The following is a 14,088-nucleotide window of genomic DNA, read 5'->3' on the forward strand; positions in this document are numbered from 1 at the left end:
CGGTTGCCGGGTTTCGCGCTGTCTAGGACCGATTCAGGTCGATCACCCCGTCGAGCAGGCCGCTCACCCGACGCCGCCAATCACCGCCTGCCCCGTAGCACCAGGCGAGCGCGTCGCTGATCCACAACACGGGGTCTTCAGCAGGCTTGAAGTGCGCGTAGCTCAACCCACCGCCCGCTTTCCGAACAGCACCCGCGAGGACTCTCCGGTCCTCGGCGTCCTGATGCTGGCAGCTTTCGAGGACCAGCCGGGACACCCCGGGATCGACCAGGTGGGGCACCACGTCGGTGAGACACACCTGTCGCGCCCGCACGTCGTTGCTCTCGCGGCAGTGCCAGATCAGTCCTCGCAAACCGAAATCCTCGATCCTGCTGAGCACCTCGCGACGACGGCGATCCCCCTCGTCGTTGAAGTGGACCCGGCGTTGTCCGGGCTTGGTCAGCCGCCGCATCGCGCACCGCGTGACGTCGAGCTTCCTGATCGGAACGATCACGACCGCGACCAGGTAGGTGGAGCCCCGACGGGACTCGTCGAGGAAAGCGTGCCAAGACATGCCGAAGATGATCCCTTAGGAGCATTCGCATACTCCATTCGGCTCAATCAGGCGTCGAAGTCGACCGTCACCCGTGGGGTGGCGGGCACCGACTGGCAGGTCAGCACAAAGCCCGCCGCGACCTCCCCCGGCTCCAGCGCGTAGTTGCGCCGCATGTCCACCGCGCCCTCGGTGACCAGCGCCCGGCACGTCCCGCACACCCCGCCCTTGCAGGCGAACGGCAGGTCCGAGCGGACCCGCTGGGCCGCGTCGAGGATCGGCACGTCGGCGGGCAGCGGCACCGGGGTGCTGCGGCCGTCCAGCACGACCGTGCCCTGCGAGGCGGCCTCCAGCACGCGCTCGGGCCTGCGCGGCGGGGGCGGCGGCTCGTCGACGTAGAACAGCTCGTGGTGCACGCGCGACGGGTCGACCCCGCGCGCGGCCAGCACCGACTGCGCGTCCCGGACCAGCCCGTACGGCCCGCACAGCCACCAGTGGTCGACGTCGGCCGCGGGCACCACGGTGTCCAGCAGCGCCGACAGCTTCGCCGCGTCCAGGCGACCGCTGAACAGCTCCACGTCGCGCGGCTCGCGGGAGAGCACGTGCACGAGCTGGAACCGCGCCGGGTAGCGGTCCTTCAGGTCCGCCAGCTCCTCGGCGAACATCACCGTGTCCGTGCGCCGGTTGCCGTACAGCAGCGTCACGCGCGCCCCCTGGGCCAACGCGGTGCCCGCGATGGACAGCGCGGGGGTGATGCCCGAACCCGCGACCACCAGGCCGTGGTGGTCGCCGGAGGACGGCGTGAAGCGGCCTTGCGGGGGCTGCACCTCCAGCACGTCGCCGGGTTGCACGCGGTCCACCAGGTGCACCGAGAACAGCCCGCCCTCCACCCGCCGCACGCCGATCCGCAGCGGTGCGCCGACGGGCGCGCAGATCGAGTACGACCGGCGCTCGTCGCCGCTGCGCAGGGTCACGTGCTGGCCCGCCCGGAACGCGAACTGCCCGGCCAGCTCGGGCGGCACGTCGAAGGTGATCGCCGCGGCGTCGTCGCAGAGCCGGTCGACGCGGGCCACGGTCAGCTTGTGGAACTCGTTGCGCGCCATCAGATCTCCTTGACGTGCTCGAACGGCTCCGCGCAGTCCTCGCAGCGGCGCAGGGCCTTGCACGCGGTGGCGCCGAACCGGGACAGCTCGGTGGTGCGCGGCGACCCGCAGCGCGGGCACGGCACCCGCCGCGACGGCGGCGCCAGGTTCAGCGGCACCGGTCCGGCGGCGCGGGGCCCCAGGCGCGACGGCGGCGCGATGCCCGCCTCGCGCAGCTTGCGCAGCCCGTCCTCGGTGATCCAGTCGGTGGTCCACGCCGGGTGCAGCGACGTGCGCACCTCGACCTCGGCGAAGCCCGCCCGGCGCAGCGCGCGGCGCAGGTCCGCGCCCATCTCCTCGACTGCCGGGCAGCCGGAGTAGGTGGGGGTGATGGTCACCACGACCCGGCCGTCCCGCTCCACCACCTCGCGCAGCACGCCCAGGTCGGCCAGGGTCAACACGGGCAGCTCGGGGTCGCGCACCCGCGCCGCGACCTCCAGGGCCGTGATCTCCGGCGCGGTCACCACTTCGCCCCCGGCAGCGACCGGTGCAGGTGCTGCATCTCGGCGAGCAGGTAGCCCATCGCCTCGGTGTGCACGCCGTCGCGCCCGGCCTTGCCCGCCACCCGCGCGGCGGGCACGGGGTCGGGCAGCTCCAGCCCGGCCGCCCGGCACACCTCGGCCAGCACGTCCTCCACCTCGGAGCGCAACCCGGCCGGGTCCACGGCCACGCCCGGCAGCCGCAGCTCCACGGGGTGCGCGGTGAACAGCTCGTCCAGGAACGGCCACACCCGGTGCAGCCCGGCGCGCATCCGGCGGTGCGACTCCTCCGTGCCGTCGCCGAGCCGCACGGTCCACTGCGCCGCGTGGTCGCGGTGGTAGGCCAGCTCTTTGAGCCCCTTGGCGGCGACCGCCGCCAGCACCGGGTCGGCGCTGCCGCGCAGCCGCGAGTACTGGGCGAGCTTCCACGACGAGAACACCAGCAGCCGCGCGATGGTGGTGGCGAAGTCGCCGCCCGCGAACGGGCCGCACTCGATCTCGGCCAGGTGCACGTTGCGGAACTCGCGCTCGTCGCGCAGGTAGGCCAGGGCGTCCTCGTCCCGCCCCGCGCCCTCGACCTCGCCCGCGCGGGTCAGCAGCAGCCGCGCCTGCCCGAGCAGGTCGAGCGCGATGTTGGCCAGCGCCACGTCCTCCTCCAGTTCGGGGGCGCGCGAGCACCACTCGGCCAGCCGCTGGGACAGCACCAGCGCGTCGTCGCCCAGCATCAGGCAGTACGCGGTGAGATCGGCCCGGTCCACGTCGGGGACGGCGCGGTCCACGCCCGCCAGCGGTTCGTGGAAGCCCGTGCCGAACGCCCAGTGCGCGTCCTCCTGGTCGACCAGCCCGTCGTAAACGCTGTCGGCGTTCATAGGTGCGGCACGTCCTCGGGGATCGCGTAGAACGTGGGGTGCCGGTAGACCTTGTCGCCGCTGGGCTGGAAGAACGGGTCCTTCTCGTCCGGTGACGACGCGGTGATCGCCTCGGCGGGCACGACCCAGATCGACACGCCCTCGTTGCGCCGGGTGTAGACGTCGCGCGCGTTGCGCAGGGCCATCTCGGCGTCGGGCGCGTGCAGCGAGCCGACGTGCACGTGGTTGAGCCCGCGCTTGCCGCGGACGAAGACCTCCCACAGCGGCCATGAAGAGCTCACGCGACCTCCTCCCGCCTGCCTGCCCGCTTGGCGGCGTGCGCCGCGGCGGCCTGCCGCACCCACTCGCCGTCCTCGTGGGCCTTGCGCCGGTGCGCGAGGCGCTGCGCGTTGCACGGCCCGTTGCCGCCGACCACCTGCCAGAACTCCCGCCAGTCCGGCTGGCCGAAGTCGTAGTGGCCGCGCTCGGCGTTCCACCGCAGCTCGGGGTCGGGCAGCGTGACGCCCAGCTTCTCCGCCTGCGGCACGGTCATGTCGACGAACTTCTGCCGCAGCTCGTCGTTGGTGTTGCGCTTGATCCGCCACGCCATCGACCGCTCGGTGTTGGCGCTCTCCGCGTCCGGCGGGCCGAACATCATCAGCGACGGCCACCACCAGCGGTCCACCGACTCCTGCACCATGGCGCGCTGCGCGTCGGTGCCGGACATCATCGTCATCAGCAGCTCGTAGCCCTGCCGCTGGTGGAAGGACTCCTCCTTGCAGATGCGGATCATGGCCCGCGCGTAGGGGCCGTAGGAGGTCCGGCACAGCGGCACCTGGTTGCAGATGGCCGCGCCGTCGACCAGCCAGCCGATCACGCCGACGTCGGCGTAGGACAGCGTCGGGTAGTTGAAGATCGACGAGTACTTCTGCTTGCCGTCGATGAGCTTGTCGGTCAGCTCGCCGCGGTCGGCGCCCAGGGTCTCGGCGGCGGCGTAGAGGTAGAGGCCGTGGCCCGCCTCGTCCTGGACCTTGGCCAGCAGGATCGCCTTGCGCCGCAGCGAGGGCGCGCGGCTGATCCAGTTGCCCTCCGGCTGCATCCCGATGATCTCGGAGTGGGCGTGCTGGGCGATCTGCCGGATCAGCGTCCTGCGGTAGCCGTCGGGCATCCAGTCCCTCGGCTCGACGCGCCGCTCGGCGGCGACGGCGCGCTCGAACTCGGCCTCCAGGTCCATGAGGCCGATGTTACACCCGAGACGCCGTTCGCGGGATAACTGTCACAAAGGACGTCGGCGGAGCCACCACACCAGCGGCCCCAGCACCGCCCACACCGCCAGCAGGAACGTCCCCACCGGCAGCAGCGCCAACCGCGCCGTGCGGCCCGCCACCCGCGCCAACTCGGTGTTGTCGGTGTCGTACTCGATGCGCACCAGCTGCCCCGGAGCCAACCCCTCCGGGTAGAGCACGCCCTGCGACGGGCTGTGCACCGCGCCGTCCGGCGTGGCGAAGCGCACCACCGTGCGCTGCAGCGAGACCGACACCACCTCCGCGGTGGCCCGGCCCAGCCGCGCCTCGATGGCCTGGTCGTCCCGCCAGCAGGCCACCAGCAGCAGCACGCCGACGAGCGTGATCACCCCGCCGACGACCAGCAGCGCCCGAGCGGCCAGCCGACGCACCCGCCCGGCCACCCCGGTCCGCACTGCGTTGTCCACCACAACTGAGGAGTCTAGGGCTGGCCGGCGGCGGAATCTCAGCCTCGACTCCATACCCTCGACCCGTGACCTCAGCTCCTGCCTCCCGGATTCGCCAGCGGCTGCGCGTGCGCACCCGACCGGTCACGGGCGGCGGCCTGCTGCGCAGGCTGCCCGACCCGCAACGCGCGCTGGCCTGGGTCCGCGACGGCGAAGGGCTGGTCGGCTGGGGAGAGGCGGCGCGGTTCGAGGTCTCCGGCCCCGACCGGTTCGCCGAGGCCGACCGCTGGTGGCGGGAGTTCACCGCCGAGCTGGACGTCGCCGACGAGCTGGGCGTGCCGGGCAGCGGGCCGGTCGCGTTCGCCAGCATGGCCTTCGCCGACGAGCCGGGGCGCTCGGTGCTGGTGGTGCCGCGAGTGGTGGTCGGCCGCCGCGACGGCCGCGCCTGGGTGACCACCATCGGCGAGGGCGAGGAGACGCCGGTGGTGTCGCCCGTCACGCGCCCGTCCACCGTCCGCTACGCCGACGGGCAGCTGCCGGTGACCGCCTACCGGGAAGCGGTCCGCGAAGCGGTGGCCCGGATGCGCGCGGGCGAACTGGCCAAAGTCGTGCTGGCGCACGACCTGCTGGCCGTGGCCGACACCGCCATCGACCACCGGTTCGTGCTCAACGGCCTGGCCAGGCGGTACCCGGAGTGCTGGGTGTACGCGGTGGACGGGCTGATCGGGGCCACCCCGGAACTGCTGCTGCGGCGCACCGGCCCGATGGTCGACTCGCGCGTGCTGGCGGGCACCACCTGGCCGCACGACGGCGTGGGCGACGACGAACTGGCGCGGGCGCTGCTGTCGTCGGGCAAGAACCGCGACGAGCACGAGTACGCGGTGGCGTCGCTGGTGGACACGCTGAGCCCGTTCTGCACCACCATGTCGGTCGACGGCCCGTCGGTGCTGCGGCTGCCGAACGTGTCGCACCTGTCCAGCGACGTGATCGGCACGCTGCGCGGCGACCCGTCGCTGCTGCGCCTGGGCGAGGCGCTGCACCCCACGGCCGCCGTCGGCGGCACACCGCGCGCCGAAGCCGTGGCGCTGATCCGCGCCCTGGAGGGCATGGACCGGGGCCGCTACGCGGGCCCGGTCGGCTGGATCGACGGCAACGGCGACGGCGAACTCGGCATCGCGCTGCGCTGCGCCCAGGTCGACGGCCGCACCGCGCGGCTGTTCGCGGGCTGCGGCCTGGTGGCCGAGTCCGACCCGGACACCGAGGTGCGCGAGGCGCACGCCAAGATGCTGCCGGTCCGGGAGGCCCTGGAAGGCGTGTGAGCCCTGGTCACCGCCCGTTCCTCAGGGCGGTGACGAAAGACGACCACGCCACCGGACCCACCCGGAGCACACCACCGCCGGGGTTCTTCGAATCCCGCACACCCACGCCGTGTCCGGCGACGATCCGGCACTCCACGCACTGATCACCGCCCGCGTTGCTGCGGCTGCTCTTGAACCAACCGGTGTCGTTCATCGATCAGCCCTCCGGTTTGCCTCGAATGAGGTCGAGTGAAGCCTCGTGGTCGCGGGCGAGCCCCTGGACCTTCTTGAAAGCCCGCGACAGGGTCGCCGTGTCGGCCTTGTCGTCGAAGTAGGTCGACGGTCCGTAGGTGGTCGGGGCGAAGGCGACATCGGATGCGGTGCCACCGAAATCCAGCACGGTCAACCCGCCGTGACGAACTCCAACCGCTTGGGTTCGTCGGCACCCAGCACTCGGGTTTGGCGCTCCCCGCAGAACGCACACCGATCTCGCGTCTCGACCTCCGACTCCCAGAACACACCCGCGCCGCCGGCCATGATGGACCGGATGCAGCCGGGGGACTGGAGGAGTCCGGCACCACACCCGGCTCGTACGAGCGGATCGCCACCGCGTCCGCTTCCAGGTCCGCGAGCCGTTGGAACGAGCCGGGCAGCGTGTCGGTGCAGGGCTGCGGATCGGCCGCGCTGCGGCGCAAGCGCTTCCGCGCTCGTGCGCCGAGTTTCAGGATGGTGGCGCGCTCGGCGTCGGGCACGTCGAGGTAGTCCATGACGCGCGACAACTCGTCGGCGCTGAGCGTGGCGACGCCGTCTTCGACCTTGCTGATCCGCGAGTCGCTGCGGCCGATCGTCGCGCCCACTTCGGCTTGCGAGACGCCCTTGAGGCTCCGGTAGCGCTTGAGCGACAAGCCGAGCTGTCGTCGCTCCAAGGTCTGCCGAGCGCCCATGAGTCGAAGCCTCCACGTGGTCGCGTGCTGCGGGAAGTGATCCACTCGATCTGGCGGCTGCCTCGAAGAGAAGTTTCCTCTTAGGCTTCGCCCATCTGCCATTCGGTAGCCGATCAACTACAGCAGGTGGAGCATAGAGACCCGCCATCCGGACCTGGCGAGGGCTCCGGACGCCGAGGAGTCGAACGTGATCAAGAGCAACGGGACCAGCGTCGAGGCGTGGGTGTCGGTGACCGGGAGCTGCCCGATCACCTGCGACGTCGGCGACAGCCGGGCGCAGGTCCGGTTCGGCTCCGAGCAGTCGTTCGCGCTGGAAGTGCTCTTCACCGAGGACGCACTGGAAGACCTGGTCCGCACGGCGCAGCAGGCACTGCGCACCATGCGGAGCAGCTGAGCCGCAAACGGCACGGGGGCCACTTCGCCGCGGCGAAGTGGCCCCCGTGCAGTCGCTCAGTGACCCGCGGCCAGCAGCTCGTGGGTCTCCTTGATCTTCTGCCGCGACTTGGGCTCGGCCACCGCGGCCCGCGCGGAGAACTCACCGTCGCGCCCCGGCGCGGCGGCGGGCTTGCTCGGGGTGAACAGCCAGGTCTTGAACAGCTCGTCCAACTGCTCCCCGGACACCTTCTCGGCGAACGCGATGAACTCCTCGACGCTGGCGTTGCCGTACCGCTTGTGGGCGGTCCAGCCCTTCAGGATCGAGAAGAAGTCCTCGTCGCCCACGGCCACGCGCAGCGCGTGCACGGCCAGCGCGCCCCGGTCGTACACCGCGCCGTCGAACTGGTTCTCCGGACCGGGGTCGCCCGGCAGGACGGTCCAGAACGGGTGATCCGCGGCGTAGAGGTCGTAGATGAACTCGGCGTTCTCCTGCGCGGTGCCCTCACCGACGTGCTCCGACCACAGGAATTCCGCGTAGCTGGCGAAGCCCTCGTTGAGCCAGATGTCCTTCCATCCGTGCACCGACACCGAGTCGCCGAACCACTGGTGCGCGTTCTCGTGCGCCACGACGTAGGTGTTCGTGCCGCGCCGGAAGAACGCGGGGTCGTAGGTGGAGCGGGTCTGGTTCTCCAGCGCGAAGCCGATGCCCGGCGTGACCACGCCGCCCTGCGCCTCGAACGGGTAGGGCCCGAACTTCTCCTCCAGGAACTCCACGACCTCGGACGTGCGCTCGACGCTGGCCTTGGCCGCTCCGGCGTCCTCGCCCAGCCGCTCGGAGTAGGCGTTGATCACCGGCTGCCCGTTGGGCGCGGTGGAGCGCCGGATCTCGAACTGGCCGATCGCGATGAACGCCAGGTAGGTGGTCTGCGGCTTCAGGCTGCGCCACCACCAGCGGGTCCAGCCGTTGATCTGCTTGGTGGTGCCGTTGAAGATGCCGTTGGACAGCACCTCCACGCCGTCCGGCACGGCCACCGACACGTCGAAGGTGGCCTTGTCGGTCGGGTGGTTGTTGCTCGGGAACCACCACGGCGCGATGTCGGGCTCGTCGATGGCCAGCGCGCCGTCCGGGATGCGCTTCCAGGCGGTGAAGCCGCCCAGCGAGCGGCTCGACGGGACGTCGGAGTAGGTCACCACGATCGTCAGGTCGCTGCCCTCGCGCAGGGTGCCCTTCGGGTCGACGACCAGCTCGCCGTCGGCCTGGGTGAAGGAGGCGACCTTGTTGTTGACCCGCACCGAGCTGGCCTTGAGCACGAAGTCCAGGTTGAACCGGTTCAGGTCCTGGGTGCTCCTGGCCAGGATCGTGGTCGTGCCGGACAGGTTGTCGGTGGCGGGCTGGTAGTTCAGCCGGATGTCGTAGTGGGACACGTCGTACCCGCCGTTGCCCGCGTTCGGGTAGTACGGGTCGCCGATCCCCGGCGCTCCGGGCTGCTTGGCTGCGGCGGTGCCGGCGAGCAGCAGCAGGGATGCCGCGGCGGCGGTGCCGGTCGTGAGCTTCGCTCTCAGGGACATGGGGGGACGCTAACCACGGAATGCGCGGCGCTGTACCCCCGTCAGTAGGTTCCTGGTTATTGGAACGCGGCCGACAAAGCGCTTGACACGGCCGACTTCAACCGCGCGTGGAGATCGCGCAATCCGGTACGTTCCGCCCGAATTTCCACGACCTTGATTCCGCCCGCGTGCGCGAGTTCGCGCCCCAATGCGGCGGCGTTGTCGACCAGCGCGTGCGGCACGTGGTGCGCGGCGCACAAGGCGGCCAGGTCGACGCCGTGGGGGGTGCCGAAGACGCGCTCGAAGCTCGCGGCGTGCTCGGGGCCGCCCTGCTCCAGCAGCGCGAAGATGCCGCCGCCGTCGTCGTTGAGCACCACCACGGTCAGGTCGGGGCGCGGCTCGTCGGGGCCGATGAGCAGACCGTTGGTGTCGTGCAGGAACGTCAAGTCGCCGATCAGCGCACAGGTCGGGCCCGCGGTCAGCGCGATGCCCACGGCGGTGGAGACGCTGCCGTCGATGCCCGCGGTGCCGCGGTTGGCGTAGGTCCTCAGGTGCGGCCCGGCCGTGGCGGCGAGGTCGACGTCCCGGATGGGGTTCGAGGAGCCGACGAACAGGTTGGTGCCCGGCCGCAGGAGCGCCACCAGGTCGCGGGCCACGTGCAGGCCGGTCGGCCACGACCGCTCGGCCAGCAGGTCGGCCACCGCGGCGACGGCGGTCTTCTCGGCCAGCCGCCAGCCCGCCAGCCAGTCCGGGTCCACCTCGTGCTCGCCCAGCGCGAGCGCGGTGGAGGCGTGCGTGGCGGCGAACTGCGGATCCGGCCAGTTCGGGTCCTGGGAGATGACGTGCACCACGGGGGTGGCGGCGATCAGGCGCTGCACGCCCCTGGAGAGGGTGGCGCGGCCCACCACCACCACGGCGTCGGGCTTGAGCCTTTCCGGCAGCTCGCCCGCGTTGAGCAGCAGTGAGCCGTGCGCGAGGCCACGGACGGCGGCGGTCGGCTCGGCCACCACCGGCCAGCCCGCCCGTTCGGCCAGCTCGGCCACCTCGCGGTCGTCGGTGTCGCCCAGCACGACCAGGGTGCGCGGGCCGAGGTGGTCGGCGGGGTGCAGCGAGGAGGTGGCGCGGGTGGCCACGCGCGTCCAGGGCATCCCGAACGGGCGGCCCTCCAGCGGTTCCACCCAGTCGCCGGGTTCGGGCACCAGCGGCTCCCTCAGCGGCACGTTGACGTGCACCGGGGCGTTCTCGCGGGCGGCGGCGACGGCGCGGCAGACCAGGGAGCGCCACAGCGCGTTCTGGCCCGCGCGGCGCTCGGCGACGGGCAGGTCGAGGGTGTCCACGCCGAAGATGCCGTGCTGGTCCACGGTCTGGCTGGCGCCGGTGCGGTGCAGCTCGACGGGGCGGTCGGCGGTGAGCGCGATGAGCGGGACGCCCGCGTGCCTCGCCTCCAGCACGGCGGGGTGGAGGTTGGCCACGGCGGTGCCGGAGGTGCAGGTCACGGCGGTGACCTGGCCGCTGCCCCTGGCCAGGCCGAGGGCCAGGAAGCCCGCGCTGCGCTCGTCGACGCGCACGTGCAGGGTGAGCCGTCCGGCGACCGCGGCCTCGTGCAGGGCGAAGGACAGCGGGGCGTTGCGCGATCCGGGGCTCAGCACGACGTGCCTGACGTCGTTGCGGATCAGCTCGTCGACGAGCACCCTCGCCTGCGCGGTGGACGGGTTCACCTCGCCATTGTCACCCAACACGACCAGGTGACTTCCCTTGCGCCTTCGAACAGGTGTTCGAAGAATGGGTTCATGACACCGACACAGCGCCCTCGGACCGCTCCGAAGCCTTCGCGGGCATATTGTCCGTACCGTGGCAGACCAGGCAGTTTCCGAGCTGTTCGACCCGTCCGCGTGGCAGCCGGTGGCGGGCTTCGACTTCACCGACATCACCTACCACCGGGCGGTGGACCAGGGCACGGTGCGCATCGCGTTCAACCGCCCCGAAGTGCGCAACGCCTTCCGCCCGCACACCGTGGACGAGCTCTACCGCGCGCTGGACCACGCGCGGATGAGCTCCGACGTGGGGTGCGTGCTGCTGACCGGCAACGGCCCTTCCCCTCGGGACGGCGGCTGGGCGTTCTGCTCGGGCGGCGATCAGCGCATTCGCGGTCGCAGCGGCTACCAGTACGCCTCCGGCGACACGGCCGACACCATCGACCCGGCGCGGGCGGGCAGGCTGCACATCCTGGAGTGCCAGCGGCTGATCCGGTTCATGCCGAAGGTGGTCATCGCCGTGGTGCCGGGCTGGGCGGCGGGTGGCGGCCACAGCCTGCACGTGGTGTGCGATCTCACGCTGGCCAGTGAGGAGCACGCCAAGTTCAAGCAGACCGACGCGGACGTGGGCAGCTTCGACGGCGGTTACGGCAGCGCGTACCTGGCGCGGCAGGTCGGGCAGAAGTTCGCCAGGGAGATCTTCTTCCTCGGCCGGACCTACAGCGCGGAGGAAATGCACCGCATGGGCGCGGTGAACGCGGTCGTGCCCCACGCCGAACTCGAATCGACCGCCCTGCAGTGGGCGAAGGAGATCAATGGCAAGTCCCCGACCGCGCAGCGAATGCTGAAGTACGCCTTCAACCTGATCGACGACGGTTTGGTGGGCCAGCAGTTGTTCGCGGGCGAAACAACGCGGCTGGCGTACATGACCGACGAGGCGGTCGAAGGGCGGGACGCATTCCTGGAGAAGCGCGCTCCCGACTGGTCGAACTACCCCTACCACTACTGACCGCCATGGCGACCCTCGACGACCTCCGCGCCGCCCTGGCGGGCCACACCGTCGTGGACCTCACGGCCGCCCCGCCCTCGCAGGCGGACGGGGCGGTGCCGCCCACCGGCGACCGGGAGCCCACCGGCGACCGGGAGTGGGAACGGCACGCCGCCTTGGCCGTGCCGACCTCCGGCTCCACCGGGGAGGCCAAGGCGGTCCTGCTCTCGGCCGACGCCTTGCGGGCTTCGGCCGAGCTGACCCACCGCAGGCTGGGCGGTCCCGGCACCTGGCTGCTCGCGCTGCCCACCACCCACATCGCGGGCGTGCAGGTCCTGGTCCGCTCGCTGGTCGCGGGCACCGAGCCGGGCGTCATGGACCTGAGCCCCGGTTTCCGGGCCACCGGGTTCGCCGCCGCCGCGCAGCCGGTGCTGGCCGTGCCGGGCAGGCACTACACCGCGCTCGTGCCGACCCAGCTCGCCCGGCTGGTCGCCGCCGACGGGCCGGGTCTGGCGGCGTTGCGGCGGTTCGACGCGGTGCTCATCGGCGGCGCGGCCACCCCGCCTTCGCTGCTGGCGCGGGCGCGCGGGCTCGGGGTGAACGTCGTGACGACGTACGGCATGAGCGAGACGGCGGGCGGCTGCGTCTACGACGGGGTGCCGCTGGACGGTGTCCGGGTGCGCCTGGACGGGGGTCGGGTCGAGCTGGCGGGTCCGGTGCTGGCGCTGGGCTACCGGGGCGGGGAGCGGTTCGGCGAGTGGTTCCGCACCGGTGACCTGGGCAGGCTCGGCCCGGACGGGGCGCTGGAGGTGTTGGGGCGCGCGGACGACGTCATCGTCACCGGCGGGGAGAAGGTGCCGCCGGTGCTGGTGGAGCGGGTGCTCACCGCCCAGCCGGGGGTGCTGGAGGTCTGCGTGGTCGGGTTGCCGCACCCGGAGTGGGGGCAGGTGGTCGCCGCCGCGGTGGTGCCCGCCGACCCGGCCGCGCCGCCGGACCCGGACGGGCTGCGGGAGGCCGTGCGGGCGGCGGTGGGGCGCTCCGCCGCGCCCAAGTCCGTGGCGTTCCTGCCGCGCCTGCCGCTGCGCGGCCCCGGCAAGGTCGACCGCACGGCCGTGGCCACCGCCCTGACCACCACCCCGGCCACGGCCCACCACCCCCAGCCCTGACCCCACCTGCGGGCGGGGCGTCGCGGGCCATGTCGGAGGATGAGCGGCATGGCCACGCTCGCCCAGTGGATCTCGGGGACCCGCCCGCGCACCCTGCCCAACTCCATCGCCCCCGTGCTGGTCGGCGCGGCCGCCGCGCACCACATCGACGAGTTCGACCCGCTCCGGTCCGCGCTGGCGCTGCTGGTGTCGGTCGCGCTCCAGATCGGCGTGAACTACGCCAACGACTACTCCGACGGAATCCGCGGCACCGACGCCGACCGGGTGGGCCCGTTCCGGCTGGTCGGGTCGGGGGCCGCCAACCCCAAGGCGGTGCGCACCGCGGCGTTCGCGGCGCTGGGCGCGGGGGCCGTGGTGGGCCTGGTGCTGGTGGCGCTGTCGGGGTACTGGTGGCTGATCGCGTTCGGCGCGGTGTGCATCGCGGCGGCGTGGTTCTACACCGGCGGCAGCAAGCCCTACGGGTACGCGGGGCTGGGCGAGGTCGCCGTGTTCCTGTTCTTCGGTCCCGCCGCCGTGCTGGGCACGCTCTACGTGCAGACCGGCGAGGTCACCGGCATCGGCATCGGCGGGGCCATCGCGATGGGCGCGTTCTCCACCGCCGTGCTGGTCGCCAACAACCTGCGGGACATCCCGACCGACGCGGTCTCGGGCAAGCGCACGCTGGCCGTGGTGCTGGGCGACCGGGACACCCGCAGGCTCTACCTGGCGCTGGTGGCCGTGCCGTTCCTGATCACGCTGGCCTTCGGCCTGCGCGAGCCGCTGGCCCTGCTGGGCCTGCTGGCCCTGCCGCTGACCGCGCTGGGAGCGCGCCGGGTCGCCAGGGGCGGCAAGGGCCGGGAGCTGATCCCGGTGCTGCGCGACACCGGGCTGGCGATGCTGCTGTGGGCGGTCGTGGTCGCCGTCGCCCTGGCGCTGGGGTAGCGCCTACCAGGCGTCCTCGGTGAACGACATCGGCTCCTCGTCGTCGGCGCGCCGGGGCTCGGGTCGCCGCGCGGGCTCGGGCTGCTCGCCCCGGCACAGCGCGGCCAGCCGGTCGCGGTCGGCTTCCAGGGCGGCCCGCACGCCCTGGTCGCCCGCCGCCTCGCCCATCAGCACCTGCCGCCAGCTCAGCTCGCCTCGGGCGATGCGCCGCTGCAACGCCTGCAACGCGGGCGAGGCCTCATTGGACTTGGCGAACGCCATCACCCGGCGGACGTCCTCGGCCGAGGGCTCGCGGACCAGGCGGCGGGCGGCTTCCCGCACGGACCGCTCGGCGTCCGCGGCGGCCCTGGCCAGCACCTCCTCCGCGGTCAGCACCTCCGCAGTGCGCCACGCGCTCACGTGC

The 14,088-nt window shown here is 72.5% G+C and carries 17 protein-coding genes and 1 pseudogene; 5 read left to right on the forward strand and 13 right to left on the reverse strand.

What is annotated here, in order from left to right:
- Window positions 1-22: 22 nt before the first annotated feature.
- The 7 genes from JOF41_RS28180 to JOF41_RS28210 form a co-directional block, all read right to left on the reverse strand.
- A complete protein-coding gene (locus tag JOF41_RS28180; RefSeq protein WP_209623093.1) occupies window positions 23-493 on the reverse strand; it encodes a hypothetical protein in 471 nt (156 codons plus the stop codon).
- 107 nt (window positions 494-600) lie between these two features.
- The gene (paaE, locus tag JOF41_RS28185; protein WP_209623094.1) at window positions 601-1,635 is read right to left on the reverse strand and encodes a 1,2-phenylacetyl-CoA epoxidase subunit PaaE; all 1,035 of its coding nucleotides are present in this window, start codon (window positions 1,633-1,635) and stop codon (window positions 601-603) included.
- Window positions 1,635-2,141 carry a 1,2-phenylacetyl-CoA epoxidase subunit PaaD gene (gene paaD / locus JOF41_RS28190; RefSeq protein ID WP_209623096.1) on the reverse strand — a complete coding sequence of 169 codons (507 nt, stop codon included), beginning with the start codon at window positions 2,139-2,141 and terminating at the stop codon, window positions 1,635-1,637. Before paaD ends, paaE begins: the two co-directional genes overlap by 1 nt.
- Complete coding sequence (paaC, locus tag JOF41_RS28195; protein WP_209623097.1) at window positions 2,135-3,022, reverse strand: 1,2-phenylacetyl-CoA epoxidase subunit PaaC; 888 nt, start codon at window positions 3,020-3,022, stop codon at window positions 2,135-2,137. Before paaC ends, paaD begins: the two co-directional genes overlap by 7 nt.
- Window positions 3,019-3,303: a 1,2-phenylacetyl-CoA epoxidase subunit PaaB gene (gene paaB, locus JOF41_RS28200; RefSeq protein ID WP_189224070.1), complete on the reverse strand. Its 285-nt coding sequence runs from the start codon at window positions 3,301-3,303 to the stop codon at window positions 3,019-3,021. The genes paaC and paaB overlap by 4 nt, the downstream gene beginning before the upstream one ends.
- Complete coding sequence (gene paaA, locus JOF41_RS28205) at window positions 3,300-4,235, reverse strand: 1,2-phenylacetyl-CoA epoxidase subunit PaaA (RefSeq protein WP_209623099.1); 936 nt, start codon at window positions 4,233-4,235, stop codon at window positions 3,300-3,302. Before paaA ends, paaB begins: the two co-directional genes overlap by 4 nt.
- Window positions 4,236-4,277: 42 nt before the next feature.
- The gene (locus tag JOF41_RS28210) at window positions 4,278-4,766 is read right to left on the reverse strand and encodes a DUF3592 domain-containing protein (RefSeq protein ID WP_229795774.1); all 489 of its coding nucleotides are present in this window, start codon (window positions 4,764-4,766) and stop codon (window positions 4,278-4,280) included.
- A gap of 11 nt (window positions 4,767-4,777) precedes the next feature.
- Between JOF41_RS28210 and JOF41_RS28215 the strand changes: the two genes are divergently transcribed.
- Window positions 4,778-6,010: an isochorismate synthase gene (locus JOF41_RS28215; protein ID WP_209623101.1), complete on the forward strand. Its 1,233-nt coding sequence runs from the start codon at window positions 4,778-4,780 to the stop codon at window positions 6,008-6,010.
- Between the two features lie 7 nt (window positions 6,011-6,017).
- Here JOF41_RS28215 and JOF41_RS28220 read toward each other — a convergent pair whose 3' ends face one another.
- The 3 genes and pseudogenes from JOF41_RS28220 to JOF41_RS38690 form a co-directional block, all read right to left on the reverse strand.
- Window positions 6,018-6,203 (reverse strand): DUF397 domain-containing protein, encoded by a 186-nt coding sequence (locus tag JOF41_RS28220; RefSeq protein WP_209623103.1) that lies wholly within the window; start codon window positions 6,201-6,203, stop codon window positions 6,018-6,020.
- A 3-nt stretch (window positions 6,204-6,206) separates the two neighbouring features.
- Entirely contained in the window at window positions 6,207-6,572 is a 366-nt protein-coding gene (locus tag JOF41_RS37430; protein WP_307867551.1) for a Scr1 family TA system antitoxin-like transcriptional regulator, read from the reverse strand.
- A gap of 160 nt (window positions 6,573-6,732) precedes the next feature.
- Window positions 6,733-7,035 (reverse strand): annotated as a pseudogene (locus JOF41_RS38690) (helix-turn-helix domain-containing protein); the annotation flags it as partial.
- Between the two features lie 85 nt (window positions 7,036-7,120).
- Between JOF41_RS38690 and JOF41_RS28230 the strand changes: the two are divergent.
- On the forward strand, window positions 7,121-7,327 hold the full coding sequence (locus JOF41_RS28230; protein ID WP_189224065.1) for a hypothetical protein: 207 nt from the start codon (window positions 7,121-7,123) through the stop codon (window positions 7,325-7,327).
- 56 nt (window positions 7,328-7,383) lie between these two features.
- On the opposite strand, the gene JOF41_RS28235 is transcribed toward JOF41_RS28230, so the two are convergent.
- Complete coding sequence (locus JOF41_RS28235; protein ID WP_189224064.1) at window positions 7,384-8,877, reverse strand: M1 family metallopeptidase; 1,494 nt, start codon at window positions 8,875-8,877, stop codon at window positions 7,384-7,386.
- A gap of 56 nt (window positions 8,878-8,933) precedes the next feature.
- A complete protein-coding gene (gene menD / locus JOF41_RS28240; RefSeq protein ID WP_209623107.1) occupies window positions 8,934-10,574 on the reverse strand; it encodes a 2-succinyl-5-enolpyruvyl-6-hydroxy-3-cyclohexene-1-carboxylic-acid synthase in 1,641 nt (546 codons plus the stop codon).
- A 133-nt stretch (window positions 10,575-10,707) separates the two neighbouring features.
- Between menD and JOF41_RS28245 the strand changes: the two genes are divergently transcribed.
- From JOF41_RS28245 to JOF41_RS28255, 3 genes are read left to right on the forward strand one after another with little or no spacing between them, the layout of a single operon-like run.
- The gene (locus JOF41_RS28245; protein ID WP_189224062.1) at window positions 10,708-11,619 is read left to right on the forward strand and encodes a 1,4-dihydroxy-2-naphthoyl-CoA synthase; all 912 of its coding nucleotides are present in this window, start codon (window positions 10,708-10,710) and stop codon (window positions 11,617-11,619) included.
- 5 nt (window positions 11,620-11,624) lie between these two features.
- Window positions 11,625-12,764 carry an o-succinylbenzoate--CoA ligase gene (menE, locus tag JOF41_RS28250; protein WP_209623109.1) on the forward strand — a complete coding sequence of 380 codons (1,140 nt, stop codon included), beginning with the start codon at window positions 11,625-11,627 and terminating at the stop codon, window positions 12,762-12,764.
- A gap of 48 nt (window positions 12,765-12,812) precedes the next feature.
- Window positions 12,813-13,685 carry a 1,4-dihydroxy-2-naphthoate polyprenyltransferase gene (locus tag JOF41_RS28255; protein ID WP_189224060.1) on the forward strand — a complete coding sequence of 291 codons (873 nt, stop codon included), beginning with the start codon at window positions 12,813-12,815 and terminating at the stop codon, window positions 13,683-13,685.
- A 3-nt stretch (window positions 13,686-13,688) separates the two neighbouring features.
- On the opposite strand, the gene JOF41_RS28260 is transcribed toward JOF41_RS28255, so the two are convergent.
- Window positions 13,689-14,084, reverse strand: a complete 396-nt coding sequence (locus tag JOF41_RS28260; RefSeq protein WP_189224059.1) for a hypothetical protein — start codon at window positions 14,082-14,084, stop codon at window positions 13,689-13,691.
- Between the last annotated feature and the right edge of the window lie 4 nt (window positions 14,085-14,088).

This window comes from Saccharothrix coeruleofusca, from assembly GCF_017876325.1.
GTDB classification, from domain to species: Bacteria; Actinomycetota; Actinomycetes; order Mycobacteriales; family Pseudonocardiaceae; genus Actinosynnema; species Actinosynnema coeruleofuscum.